At 41.5% G+C, this 12,580-nt stretch carries 12 protein-coding genes; 5 read left to right on the forward strand and 7 right to left on the reverse strand.

Annotated elements, in window-relative coordinates; all coding sequences use genetic code 11:
* The first annotated feature begins 4 nt into the window (after positions 1 to 4).
* The 3 genes from QPK24_RS04770 (at position 5) to QPK24_RS04780 (ending at position 4,014) form a co-directional block, all read left to right on the forward strand.
* Positions 5 to 1,900, forward strand: coding sequence for a sensor histidine kinase (locus tag QPK24_RS04770; protein ID WP_285746591.1), 1,896 nt, complete (start codon positions 5 to 7; stop codon positions 1,898 to 1,900).
* 119 nt (positions 1,901 to 2,019) lie between these two features.
* Positions 2,020 to 2,712 (forward strand): hypothetical protein, encoded by a 693-nt coding sequence (locus QPK24_RS04775; RefSeq protein WP_285746593.1) that lies wholly within the window; start codon positions 2,020 to 2,022, stop codon positions 2,710 to 2,712.
* A gap of 360 nt (positions 2,713 to 3,072) precedes the next feature.
* Complete coding sequence (locus QPK24_RS04780; protein WP_285746595.1) at positions 3,073 to 4,014, forward strand: aldo/keto reductase family protein; 942 nt, start codon at positions 3,073 to 3,075, stop codon at positions 4,012 to 4,014.
* A gap of 140 nt (positions 4,015 to 4,154) precedes the next feature.
* Here QPK24_RS04780 and QPK24_RS04785 read toward each other — a convergent pair whose 3' ends face one another.
* Entirely contained in the window at positions 4,155 to 5,423 is a 1,269-nt protein-coding gene (locus tag QPK24_RS04785) for an acyltransferase (RefSeq protein WP_407082991.1), read from the reverse strand.
* 470 nt (positions 5,424 to 5,893) lie between these two features.
* Between QPK24_RS04785 and QPK24_RS04790 the strand changes: the two genes are divergently transcribed.
* Positions 5,894 to 6,679, forward strand: a complete 786-nt coding sequence (locus tag QPK24_RS04790) for a C40 family peptidase (protein ID WP_285746599.1) — start codon at positions 5,894 to 5,896, stop codon at positions 6,677 to 6,679.
* 61 nt (positions 6,680 to 6,740) lie between these two features.
* Here the strand turns inward: QPK24_RS04790 and QPK24_RS04795 are convergent, their stop codons facing one another.
* Positions 6,741 to 7,646: an ArsR/SmtB family transcription factor gene (locus QPK24_RS04795; protein ID WP_285746601.1), complete on the reverse strand. Its 906-nt coding sequence runs from the start codon at positions 7,644 to 7,646 to the stop codon at positions 6,741 to 6,743.
* 194 nt (positions 7,647 to 7,840) lie between these two features.
* Between QPK24_RS04795 and arfA the strand changes: the two genes are divergently transcribed.
* The gene (gene arfA / locus QPK24_RS04800) at positions 7,841 to 9,352 is read left to right on the forward strand and encodes an arabinosylfuranosidase ArfA (RefSeq protein ID WP_285746604.1); all 1,512 of its coding nucleotides are present in this window, start codon (positions 7,841 to 7,843) and stop codon (positions 9,350 to 9,352) included.
* A gap of 98 nt (positions 9,353 to 9,450) precedes the next feature.
* Here the strand turns inward: arfA and QPK24_RS04805 are convergent, their stop codons facing one another.
* From QPK24_RS04805 to QPK24_RS04825, 5 genes are all read right to left on the reverse strand, one after another.
* On the reverse strand, positions 9,451 to 10,215 hold the full coding sequence (locus tag QPK24_RS04805; protein ID WP_285746606.1) for a MerR family transcriptional regulator: 765 nt from the start codon (positions 10,213 to 10,215) through the stop codon (positions 9,451 to 9,453).
* A gap of 171 nt (positions 10,216 to 10,386) precedes the next feature.
* Positions 10,387 to 10,551, reverse strand: a complete 165-nt coding sequence (locus QPK24_RS04810) for a hypothetical protein (protein ID WP_285746608.1) — start codon at positions 10,549 to 10,551, stop codon at positions 10,387 to 10,389.
* 102 nt (positions 10,552 to 10,653) lie between these two features.
* Positions 10,654 to 11,493: a hypothetical protein gene (locus QPK24_RS04815; protein WP_285746610.1), complete on the reverse strand. Its 840-nt coding sequence runs from the start codon at positions 11,491 to 11,493 to the stop codon at positions 10,654 to 10,656.
* Between the two features lie 80 nt (positions 11,494 to 11,573).
* Entirely contained in the window at positions 11,574 to 12,041 is a 468-nt protein-coding gene (locus QPK24_RS04820) for a DUF5381 family protein (RefSeq protein ID WP_285746612.1), read from the reverse strand.
* Positions 12,042 to 12,078: 37 nt separating this feature from the next.
* Entirely contained in the window at positions 12,079 to 12,546 is a 468-nt protein-coding gene (locus tag QPK24_RS04825; protein ID WP_285746614.1) for a DUF5381 family protein, read from the reverse strand.
* Positions 12,547 to 12,580: the final 34 nt, after the last annotated feature.

Below are 12,580 nucleotides of genomic sequence, written 5' to 3' on the forward strand. Positions count from 1 at the left end.
AATAATGAAGATTGTTCCTAGGGTATCGTTTGTCATCATCTTGTGTTTACTATCGGTACTCTTCATATTACCACCACCCGTCAGTCATGCAGCAGAGGAAGGTCAGTCCCGAAAGTTACCTTCTTGGGAGATGGCTTGGCCTCAGAATTGGACAGGTCATACGATAGATGAACTAACCTCTGGGGACGATGAGTGGACAACCATTCAAGCTGATTCCCCCATAGAACAACAGCTATCGTCCTCGCCGCATACTGCTTGGATCAGAATAAAGCTGCCCGAAGATATAAAAGATGATATGGCCATTTATTTTAAACGTATCTATGGTCAGCAGATTAGAGTCTATAAAGACGAACATATTTTGTATGAGCAAGGATCTCAGCATCAATTTAATAGAAATCCATTATTAATACCCTTACATAATCAAGATGCGGGGGGAACTATTGTTATCTGGACGCATAGTGATTATTTTAAGGTCGGTGTCGATCCGTCCATTTGGATCGGTTCTTCTGCGAGCCTGAATAAGAAATATGTGAGCGATGGGATAGATGAACTGGTCCTTGGGAGTATACTGCTCGTTTTGTCCGTTATTATCATCGCATTTTCGATGTTTATGTATAAGTTGAAATATAAGTTATGGCTTGGAATATCCGTACTCATTGGTTGTTTAGGATTCACCATCTCGATGAATTCCAGTACAATTTATACTTTTTATCCGGATATGACACAGCTATTTTACTATTCTTTTTTAATTTGTTTTGCCATAGAACTGCCTGTGCTTGCTTATTGCTTTGAACAAATATTTACTTCAGACGAGGCAAAACGAATCATACGCAAGCTGAGAAACTATCTAGTAGCTTATACCCTGTTTTATATATTCTGTACGGCAGCATGTCTGCTGTATCCAGAGATGTCCCTTTTTATGAGGTTTATAACAGGCCCTGTTTTTGGGGTGATTTATGTAATTGAACTGTTGGTCTTGCTATATGTGACGATCAAAGAGGCGATAAAAGGGGAAAAAGGGGCAACCTTGCTTTCCATTGGTTTTGGTATATTTGCACTCACCACCATAATAGAATGGTTTTTATATTATTCCGTACCTTGGTATGAGTTAGATCTATCGAAATGGACCATTTTTATTTTTGTCTGTTCGATTTTGACGGTGAAAGGCCAAAGGTTGCTTGGAAAGTATGAAGAAGTTGTGCGTTATACAGAGGAACTAGAGGCGGTTAGTAATGAACTGCAGCGTTCTGAAAAAATCAAAATCATCAGCGAACTCGCTGCCTCGGTTGCTCATGAAGTACGTAACCCGCTGCAGGTCACACGGGGATTTTTGCAGCTGATGAGCAAGCAGGATGATGACAAGAATAAAAAGTATGTAGGCATTGCATTAGATGAACTGGACAGAGCATCGGATATCATTAATGATTTCTTAACTTTTGCGAAGCCTGAATTTGATCATATTGCACTTATTAATCTATCGGAAGAGTTCAATCATATTGAAGGAGTCCTCATCCCGATGGCGAACCTCGAGGGAGGCATAATCATCATGGACATCCCAAATAACTTGTGGATCCGGGGCAATTCTTCCAAGTTCAAACAGGCTTTTATTAATATTATGAAGAATAGCATAGAGGCGCTGCAAGGCAGCGGAGAGGTGAGGGTTAAGGCTTATCTTGCAGGAACGGAAGTAGTCATTCATGTTCAGGATAATGGAATAGGTATGAACCAAGAGGAACTGGAGAGACTCGGTGAGCCTTACTTTTCTAATAAAACAAAAGGAACTGGACTTGGTATGATGGTGACCTTCCGGATTATTGAAGCGATGGACGGCACGATTGAATATAGCAGTGAAAAAGAAGTAGGAACAGAAGCAGTTATCCGCTTTCCTTCCGGCGTATAAAGGAGTAATAACAAGCTTAGTTCTACTTATTTTTCTTGCAATGGATAAAAAAGGGGTCTGTTCGTCCACAATAACAAGGTGTAAGTCATTATAAGCACCAGGAAGGTGGACAATACAAGATGAAGAAATATCTCGTTAGCATTCTATCTGCAGCATTGCTTGGATCTTTACTCATGGGACAGGGCAGTTATGTCATGGCGCAGCCTAACGTTGTACTTACGGAGACCGAGAAGCCGAATACGGCGGACTGTGGACGTACAGGTCATTACCTGTATTTTATGGAAGAGACAGCTACGATTTTAAAGATAGATACAAAGACGCTTGCGGCAGAGATGCAGCAAGGAAAGACCATTGCTGAGATTGCGAAAGCGAAAGGCATGACAAGCCAGCAGCTTGAAGAGCAATTAAAGCCAGCTGTGGAGAAGCGTGTTGATGAAGTAGTAAAAGCAGGCTGCTTAACCAAAGAACAAGCAGTTTCGATGAAAGAGTCGATAAGTGAAAGATTAAATAAAGTAATTCATACACCGATTGGTGAACTGAAACAGAAACATACCAGCCGCAGTAAAGGACAAAGTAAGATCAACCGAGAATCCATAGCGAAGTTTCTTGGAATGACGACAAATCAGCTTGATCAGGAACTGAAGCAAGGGAAGTCGTTAGCAGAGATTGCCCAGGCCAAAGGAATCAGTGAAAAGCAGCTTATTGATCATCTGAAGGAAGAATTGACTCCAGATCTAACGAAATTCATCCATCGTAAAATGCAAATGAATCCAAGACCTGGTCATGAAGCCATGTCTCCCGAAAAAAGCTAATAAGATTCTAATTTGCTTTAACAAATTTGCACAAAATAGAACGGCCTGTTCTCCATCTCCTTAAGGGGAGGGAAAGAACAGGTCGTTTTATTTATGCAATCATTTTGATTGATTAGATTTGCTTGACAGTATCCACTTCTGGATTTAGTATTTTTCCTTATACTGCTCCGCTTCTAATCATTATATGGTGCTTATCTATCTTATCAGTTTACTCGTGTGGTTTGAGGTAGGATACCTGATGGATATCGTGATAAGTAAAATTGCAGATTTCATAAGATCGATGAAATAGAATTAGCTCCACTTAAGTCTGTTCAGGAGCCAATGTTCTACACTATTATGGGGAGTAGGAGGCGGTATGGGATGTTTTACCGCAGAGTAGGGAGCAGCGGACTGAAGGTTAGTGAAATCAGTCTGGGAAGCTGGCTTACATATGGAGGATACGTGGAACGGGACAATGCCATTCTTGCCATTGAGGAGGCGTACGATCTAGGAGTCAATTTTTTCGATACGGCAAATGTATATGAACAAGGGGCTGCGGAGGAACTAATAGGGCAAAGCCTTGCTCCTTATCCAAGGCAATCGTACGTTCTTGCTACAAAAATGTATTTCCCGATGGGAGAGGGACCCAATGATCAAGGATTATCTCGCAAGCATATCATGGAACAAGCACATGCGAGTTTAAAACGTTTGGGACTCAGCTATATTGATATTCTCTACTGCCACCGGTTTGACCCGGAAACACCGCTGGAAGAGACATTGCGTGCGCTGGATGATCTGGTGACCCAAGGTAAAATTCTATATATCGGTGTAAGTGAATGGACGGCAGCTCAAATGGCAGAAGCCCACGCGATCGCAAGCAGATATCTGCTGGACCGAATTATCGTTAATCAGCCCATGTATAATATGTTTGAACGGTCTATTGAAGAGGAGATTATTCCCTTCGGCGAGGAAAAAGGAATCGGACAAGTCGTTTTTTCGCCCCTGGCTCAAGGTTTATTAACTGGGAAATATAATTCCGCCACAGAACTTCCTGAGAACAGCCGCGCGGCAAAGCTGGATTTTGTTCGTGACGGGATAACAGAAGATAAGATTGTAAAAGTAAAACACCTGGGCAGAATCGCTGAGGAACTCGGGATATCTATGCCCCAGCTGGCGATTGCCTGGATCTTACGACAAAAGAATGTGGCCAGTGCGCTGGTCGGAGCAAGCCGCCCGCAGCAAGTTGCGGAGAATGTCAAAGCTTCCGGCATCAAGCTATCAGCAGATGTACTGCAGCAGATCGAATATATCTTAAGTAAATAATTGAATCCATTTAGAATCGCTTACGTTCTTTTCATCAGGACTATAGGTAGGTCAAAATCGTGCAATCCATCATTAACGAGGAAAAGCCTCACTAGAGTTATACACCTGTGCATAACTCTAGTGAGGCTTTCTCTGTTTGTTTATTCTGTTAATGAATTGGTGACAGGTGTTTTCAAGCCAGGTTCGATCTTATCTTGCTTCGTCGTCGTGGCAGGTATTCTTCTCCGTCCAAGTCCCACCAAATAACGAGAAAATGGCAGACGAGACAGTCCATAACTAATGAGAAGAGAAACGATGACCGTTAGTGCGAAGGTAAGCAAAGTGAATCCAAGATGGTAACCTGCCAGTTGAAGCGGCCGTGTAAAGGACGAAATCCAGTAAATTACTAGTGCATGTACCAGATAACCACCAAAGGAATATCGGCCAACCCATGTAAAGAGTTTATAGAATGTGCTCTTCACCGATAGTAGATGCAAGATACCATAGATCAGAAACATTTGCGATAAGATGAGTACAAATGTCGTTGGTTTTAGATAACTAGAGATATTTAAATTCATTGTTTCTCCAGAACCCCGCAGTACATCATAGGCAAGATACACAAAGAGAAGGATGGATAGCAGTGCATTCCAAGGCAGTATTTTTACCATCACGCTCCGGAACCGATCAAGCATAAATGCACAAACAGCGCCAAGAATGAAATAAAAGATATACATAACAAAAATACTAGTACGATGGTTAAGCAAAGTCTGTCCTATTCCTGGGGCCACTGCCCACTGACCCATACGATAATAGGAGAGATATAGAAGATAGCCATAGGCAAGACCGCTAATCAGTAAGATCGCGAAGACGATTCTATTTTGTTGTTTGTGCTCCATTTCTTTCAGCCTGTTTCTGATCTGAATTGCGATCCTGCGGAACAATGGAAACAGCAGATAGAACTGAAATACCATAATAATAAACCATAGGTGATACCCAGCTTGTGGTGCAAACAACTCTCTAACCAGACTCTTCCAGGTTTCTGCATCCAGCCAATTGGTATACATCATCAATCGAACGGATATCCAGTATACCAATGTCCATAGAATAAACGGCACATAGATATCGCCAAACCGTTTACGAATGAAAGAAGGGTAGTGCAGTTTTTGCTCATAATTATAGAACAGAAGCACGGCGGATAGAAAAACAAAAGTCGGTGTTCCAAATCGCGTAAAATGGTATACGATCATGAGCATGATAGAATCCGCGGGGAGGATGTCTGCTCGGTAGATATATTCAGCCAGACTATGCTGCATGACGATTGCTAGAAAGGCAAGCCCCCTAAAAGGAGTCAGCTCCTCAATTCTTGGTTTTTTCAGGGTAATAAACCTCCAATCCGGGCAAAGAAAACTTGCCCATCTCCTTATAGTAATGAAGAAAGATTAAATTCATATGAAAAAGATTCCCCTTAAAGAAGTAACAATTTGCTGCGGTGAAAGCCCAGAGAAATAAATAGTTACAAAAAGGTAAAAATCAATACCGAACTTCTTGTAACTTTTAATAAACCGGTTCCAAAGGCGTTAGTAATTGTTTCCACTGACGTAAACAGATAAGTAATACATAGGTCTTAAGAACTATGTAAAATAATATTTGTATATCGTTAATTTTTGTTGGTATATCAGATTATGAGTTCATTTTTTTAAATAAAAAGTCTGTGAATATTTGGTTTATTATTAAAAAATACTCTATAATATTATAGGTATTAGGAACTATATTAGTAAAAATAAATTTGTTACTAAAGTCTGATGATGAAGTTTGGATCCTCGCCTAAAATGGGACAAGTCAATGGTCACTGAAGCCATTAGAATAGACAAAAACTTATGACTTCCAGGAGGATTACGACATGAAGGTTACAAAAAAGATACTTACTGCATCCATTGCGGCAGTCCTGTTACTTGGAACAGTGAACATGCCTGCTTTTGTAAATCAAGCCTACGCGGCAACGACAACATTAGAAGTGATCTACGGTGTTAACTTTAGAAAAGGACCAAGTACTTCTTCTGATGTTATTCGGATGCTTCAAAAGGGAGAAAAAGTTACATTAGTTAGTAAATACAGCTCAAGTTATTGGAAAGTAAAAGATTCCAATGGCGTGACGGGTTATATTTCTTCCTCTTCTAAATATACAAAAACAGTCAGCGGATCATCCCAAAGCGGAAGTAGCGACTCATCGAGCAGTTCATCCAGCAGCGCAACCGTGGAGAAAGTCATTTCTGCCGGTATGAAATATCTAGGTACACCATACAAGTATGGTGCAGACCGAAACAGTACGAAATATTTCGATTGTTCTTCCTTTGTAAGACGTGCTTTTATAGATGGTGCGGGTGTGACGCTCCCAACGGATTCCCGCAAACAAGCTACTTATGTAAAAAATAAAGGAAATACGAAGAGCAAAATCTCAAGTCTTAAACGTGGAGATCTGATGTTCTTCATGTCCTATAAAGGTTCAAGTTCATCTTCTTACTCAGGGGTCGATAAGAGTAAAGAGACCGTGACTCATGTAGCGATTTACCTTGGAGATAACAAAATGCTGCATACGTATTCCACTGACTCCGGCGGTGTTCGTGTTGATACGATTACAGGCAAACACTGGCAGTACCGTTTCCTATTCGGAGGAAGCGCACTATAACAATAAACCAAAAAGACAACTCTTCAAACAAAGAGTTGTCTTTTTTTATATAATTCTAGGTTCACTCATGATAAAGCCGCAAAATAATGTTTTGGTTGTAATTTCCGAAACCTTCACCATATAAGGTAAGTCCACCCACATGCTTAGCGTCGTCCGCCGTAGCAAGACGAAAAGTCCACTGATTTCGGTTCACCGGAATATCTGTAATGGTCACATCTGACATTCGCTGTCCATCAATAAAAGTACCCATAGGGGTGACTCTAATAATCTTCAAAAGTCCATATTGGTTCACATCATCGAGCCACCAATCTGGCGTAAATACACCCCGTCCATGTCCTGAATCACCAGGACTTGTCCAAGTTCCAAGTTTTACACCGTTTAGTGTAAAGCTGATATCAGACGGCCAGTTTGGATTCACGCCTGGTGCTTCTGAGCCGATCTCGAAGGAAAGTTCAATTTCGGTAAGTGAATGGCCTTGTAAAACGTAATTTGGGATCTTGTATTCTACAAACCCTTTGCCAAACCAAAGAATATGAGCATTCACTCGCTCGGGGTCAAGAAAATACCTGGGGTCATCGTATTGACCGATTACTTTTTCGGTAGTAGACAGCCCGCAAGTAGGATGAACTTCACATTCAGTATAATGACCAATCGGGATAGATACTTCTTGATATTTGCGAGAATTCTGCGCTTTCTGCGGCATTGCAATTTCGATCCAGTCAACAGAAAGGGAGTTGATTTTATGTGTGCCGCCATTTTTTCGAATCATCTTGGATTCTGTTATGCCGACTTCCTCGAGTTTCCGTACATGCATCGTAACAATGGCGCTGCTTAGGTTTAATTTTGCTGCAAGTTCTTTAATATTGAGCGGCTGCTCTGCAAGTAATTTAATAATGGATAGACGTACATTGCTAGCCAGCGCTTCATAGAGAGGAAGCCACTTTTCATCTGTATTTGCTCTAATCATTTCGATTCTCCCCTGAACGTTCAATAGTTAATATCCACTATTATAGAATTAGCATTCATATAAATCCAATGTTTTTTGAAAAAATAGATTTAAGAGGGTTGATTTTATAATATATTTGGATTTTAATATAAAGTAAGCGGTAACATTTTATAGTAGAATTAATTTTTTTATTAATTTAAAGAGGTGGTAAGCTCATGACAAACAAGGCGAAGATGGTTGTAGATAAAGATTTTACAATTGGGGAAGTAGATAAACGTATTTATGGATCTTTTATTGAACATTTAGGTCGTGCTGTATATGGCGGGATTTATGAACCTGGGCATGAAACGGCAGATGAGTCTGGATTTCGCGGGGATGTTCTTGGGTTAATTCAGGATCTTCAAGTACCGATTGTACGTTATCCAGGCGGGAATTTTGTGTCCGGGTATAACTGGGAAGATAGTGTAGGACCGAAAGAGGAACGGAAACATAGACTGGAGCTTGCTTGGAGAACAACAGAAACGAATGCGTTTGGATTTAATGAATTTGTGGATTGGGCGAAAAAAGCGAATACGGAAGTCATGATGGCAGTGAACTTGGGTACACGCGGGATAGATGCAGCACGCAATATTGTGGAGTACAGCAACCATAAATCAGGCTCGTATTATAGTGACCTGCGTATTAAACACGGGTACAAAGAGCCACATAATGTAAAGACCTGGTGTCTTGGTAATGAGATGGATGGACCGTGGCAGATTGGCCACAAAACAGCAGAGGAGTATGGCAGAATCGCCTTGGAATCTGCGAAAGTAATGAAACTCGTTGATCCTTCCATAGAACTTGTTGCCTGCGGCAGTTCAAGCATTCATATGCCGACATTCCCTGAATGGGAAGCAACGGTACTTGACCATACGTATGATCATGTAGAGTATCTTTCTTTGCATCAATATTATGGAAATCGGGAGCAAGATTCAGCTCAGTTCCTCGCGCGTTCCCTAGAAATGGATCAATTTATTGAAACGGTAACAGCAACTTGCGATTATATCAAAGCTAAAAAACGCAGTAAGAAAAAAATGTTCCTTTCTTTTGATGAATGGAATGTATGGTTCCACTCCAATGAAAATGACAGTAAGATCGAACCTTGGGGCGTTGCACCTCCTCAATTAGAAGACGTATATAACCATGAGGATGCACTGCTTGTAGGCTGTATGCTGATCAGTTTGCTGAAACATGCAGATCGTGTAAAAATGGCATGCCTCGCGCAGCTTGTTAATGTTATTGCTCCGATCATGACAGAGAATGGCGGCGCAGCATGGAAACAAACGATCTATTATCCGTATCTCCACACCTCCGTTTATGGCCGTGGTCAGGCACTTGTTCCGCTGATCCAATCATCGAAGTATGATACAAAAGAGATTACAGACGTTCCGTATCTGGAAGCAATCGCGATACATAACGAAGAGGCGGGAGAAGTCACGATCTTCGCTGTCAACCGTCATCTGGAAGAGTCGCTTCCTGTAGAAGTAGATTTGCGCAGTTTCGGTGACTGCCGTCTGATCGAGCACACAGTACTAGAGTCAGACGACCTGAAAGCTGTGAATACAGCAGCAAATCCGAACCGCGTGACTCCGCATACGAATGGTAATGCAGTAGTAGATGGAACAACGGTTACTTCACAATTGGCAAAAGCCAGCTGGAACGTGATCAGGCTCAAAGTGAGTGTATAAAAAGTACACAATCGTTACTTTTTAAATTTAAAACCTCTGCTCCGGGAAGCTCTCGGGACAGAGGTTTTTCTAATCCACAAAATGTATCGAATCAGACGCTAAGACTTGTTTACGTAATGATGAATCGCATCTCTTAGAAACTGGGCTGCGCCGGGGCCTGCCTTCTCATCATAATAAGAAGTAAACCGCTCATCTGCTACATACATATCGGCAAGGTTTTGATATGCCTCTTTGGAGAATTTGCTCCACGAATACATCAGCCACTGTTTATGTTTCTGAACTAGATGTTCTGCTTCTTCAGATGCGGGGTTATTTGTCGCAAAAGCTTGTTTTAGCAGACCGATGATCTCAACTTCAAGTGCCTGCATCTGGTTATAATCTTGTTCACTCATTCCTCTTAATTTGGCATTACTATCGTTTATTTCACGGTCTCCGTATTTCTCCCTGAGTTCCGCACCAAATTTTGTTTCATTTTTCCGAATTCGCTCGGCTTTTAGACCCTCAAATTTCTCTTTGTCCTGCATCTTTCTTCCTCCTTCTTTACTTTCAATGGTGAGCTTCACCGTATGGAGCAATTGTTCGAGATGGTCTCGTTTTCTAGTGAGTTTACTATAATGTGCTTTCAAAGCAGTTACCGGATCAAAATCAGGTTGTTCTAGGATCTTTCGGATATCATCCAGACTCACTTCCAGCTCACGATAGAATAAGATTTGCTGAAGCCGGTCCACCTCATGCTCTCCATAAATCCGATAGCCAGATGCATTGATTCTTGCTGGCGGCAGCAAGCCAATTTGATCGTAGTACCGAAGTGTGCGGCCGCTGACACCAGATAATTCCGCGAGTTGATGAACGGTATATTCCATGGATGCTCCTCCCTTACAGATCCCATCGTAAACGTATACGTAGCGTATAGGTCAATAACTAATTTACTGAGATTATAAAAATTTCGCTATGTAAAATAAGCTCCGCAGTACTCCCGATCGGAAGCAGCTGCGAAGCTTATCTTTAATCCGTATTTTGCTCAAGTATACAAATTAATTCTGTTTTTCATTCTTTTGTGCGGAGGGTTGTTTTTCAAATACTTCAGCCGCTTCTTCAGCAGAAAACTCAGTATCAAAAGCTCCTGGTTCAGGCATCTTATTCAGCTTCGTATTGCTAACCTCTGCTTTAGTTGGTTCATTACTGGATGAATTACGCATAGGAACACCTCCTTTATACCGAACATCAACAGTATTTTTCCAAACATGTCTCTATTCTATACCACAATTTACTGTGATCTAAGCAGAGGAGGGGAGAGAAGGTTACCGTTGCAAAGAAGACGTAGCGAAACCCTCAATTATATCTTTCAGCTGCTTACGAAGTGTGTGTTCGGTTGAACACTCAATTTCAATGACAGGCTCTGACGTAGGATCAGGCTGAATATTATGGATGCTGTAGAAATGCTCTTCAACATTTAGCAGTAACAACATCTGTTCTGGAGTCGGCATTTCTTTATCACCATAATGAAGAATGCTGAGATTATCTAGGTTTTTTCCTGATTTTATGAAAGCAGAACTCCAGGCCTGGATGAGTTGTTGTTCAGGTTCGGTTAAAGCCCATTCACTTACGAGAGTAGAGACATCTGTATCCGGCGTAATAGCAGTGAGTGCATTCCATCTAGATTCAGATATACGAAGTTTGGTTGCTTCTGCAGGAAGTAAACGTTCCTGACTGAGATAAAATCGATATAACTCTTCTTCCCATTCGGCAGGTTCTGTCCAAGTAAACAGATGAATTCGCTGATTTACGGCGAGATGGTACAAGTATTGACCATGCTGTTCTTCTTCTCCGGCATGAATCGTGAGTACTTTTTCTTGATCATTCCTAAGCGAATAGCTCCGGAGCATCCTGCGGCTTCTTGCAAAATGAATGAGCATTTCCAGCAGATCCGGCACGAATTCAATTTCCATCTCTTCTAAGCTGACAATAAGTCCTTTGGAAAGAAGACTATGAGAAGCAGCCTGAAGGATCAGTTCCCATTCACGCTCTGATAGTTCTCCGTACATCGGCTTCAGTAAGCCGGCAGCAACGTCTTCGGCTCCCATCGATGCGAGTGCAAAGCCAAACTCTTCTATGGATAACGTGATTAATGGTTTGTCCATAATTCCTCCTATAATTGGTTATGATGAAAGCTCAGCTCAGATCATTGGCAGATATGTAGTTGTTTGTGTTTGTTGTGTACTTATTTTATACTTGCCCCATTGTGGACAAGGCGAAGTGTTTTCAGTGTGCTGTTTAGTTCGTTAGTACTTAGTACATGGTAGGTGTTGATATCCACATGTTCTCTATTTTTTAGCTTCAGTCGATAGAAAGGAGGGACCGACTGCACCCACTTATTCATGGAAGATTCGTGAAGCTCTATTTTCTGAATTGAACTCCAAGGAATGAGGGTTCCGTCATTCAGCACGATATGGTTATGATCGTAAGAGAACAATGGTTTCTTAGAGAAACTAAAGCGCAACATCACTATGAGCTGAGGACCAACAAACCAGAAACCAATCAGCATACCACTGGCATAGTAAATGGTTTCAGCTATACCCAGGTTATCTCCAGTAAGGGCATATACGAGCAAAAAACAGCCGGAAATGATGATGAGAGCAGCCATTGCTTTTCCGAAAGCTAGTTTTCGTCGATAGGATATTGAATGCATGGGTTTAGCCTCCAGTTTCTTATGAGATGGGGTATTTTTATTCTATACTTGCCCCATTATGCACACGGCGAAGTGTTTTCAGTGTTCTTTTTAGTTCGTCAGTACTTAATACATGGTAGGTGTTGATATCCACCTGTTCTTTATTTTTCAGCTTCAATCGATAGAAAGGAGGTACCGACTGCACCCACTTATTCATGGAAGATTCGTGAAGCTCTATTTTCTGAATTGAACTCCAGGGAATGAGGGTTCCGTCATTTAGCGCGATATGGTTTTGATCATAAGAGAACAATGGCTTCTTAAAGAAGGTGAGGCTCAAAAGTCGAATGAGCTGAGGACCGAAAAACCAGAAACCAATCAGCATACCACTGGCATAGTAAATGGCTTCGCCTATACCCAGGTTATCTTCAGTAAGAGCATATACGAGCACAGAACAGCCGGAAATGAGAATGAGAGTTGACATTGCTTTTCCGAAAGCTAGTTTTCGCCGATAGGATATCGATTGCATGGGTCAACCTCCGGTCTTTGCGATAACTTCGTAT

The organism is Paenibacillus polygoni, from assembly GCF_030263935.1.
Taxonomy (GTDB): domain Bacteria; phylum Bacillota; class Bacilli; order Paenibacillales; family Paenibacillaceae; genus Paenibacillus; species Paenibacillus polygoni.

Coding starts and splice junctions, on each gene's coding strand:
- QPK24_RS04770 (WP_285746591.1), top strand. CDS start 5: ATGAAGATTGTTCCTAGGGTATCGTTTGTCATCATCTTGTGTTTACTA.
- QPK24_RS04775 (WP_285746593.1), top strand. CDS start 2,020: ATGAAGAAATATCTCGTTAGCATTCTATCTGCAGCATTGCTTGGATCT.
- QPK24_RS04780 (WP_285746595.1), top strand. CDS start 3,073: ATGTTTTACCGCAGAGTAGGGAGCAGCGGACTGAAGGTTAGTGAAATC.
- QPK24_RS04790 (WP_285746599.1), top strand. CDS start 5,894: ATGAAGGTTACAAAAAAGATACTTACTGCATCCATTGCGGCAGTCCTG.
- QPK24_RS04795 (WP_285746601.1), bottom strand. CDS start 7,646: ATGATTAGAGCAAATACAGATGAAAAGTGGCTTCCTCTCTATGAAGCG.
- arfA (WP_285746604.1), top strand. CDS start 7,841: ATGACAAACAAGGCGAAGATGGTTGTAGATAAAGATTTTACAATTGGG.
- QPK24_RS04805 (WP_285746606.1), bottom strand. CDS start 10,215: ATGGAATATACCGTTCATCAACTCGCGGAATTATCTGGTGTCAGCGGC.
- QPK24_RS04810 (WP_285746608.1), bottom strand. CDS start 10,551: ATGCGTAATTCATCCAGTAATGAACCAACTAAAGCAGAGGTTAGCAAT.
- QPK24_RS04815 (WP_285746610.1), bottom strand. CDS start 11,493: ATGGACAAACCATTAATCACGTTATCCATAGAAGAGTTTGGCTTTGCA.
- QPK24_RS04820 (WP_285746612.1), bottom strand. CDS start 12,041: ATGCATTCAATATCCTATCGACGAAAACTAGCTTTCGGAAAAGCAATG.
- QPK24_RS04825 (WP_285746614.1), bottom strand. CDS start 12,546: ATGCAATCGATATCCTATCGGCGAAAACTAGCTTTCGGAAAAGCAATG.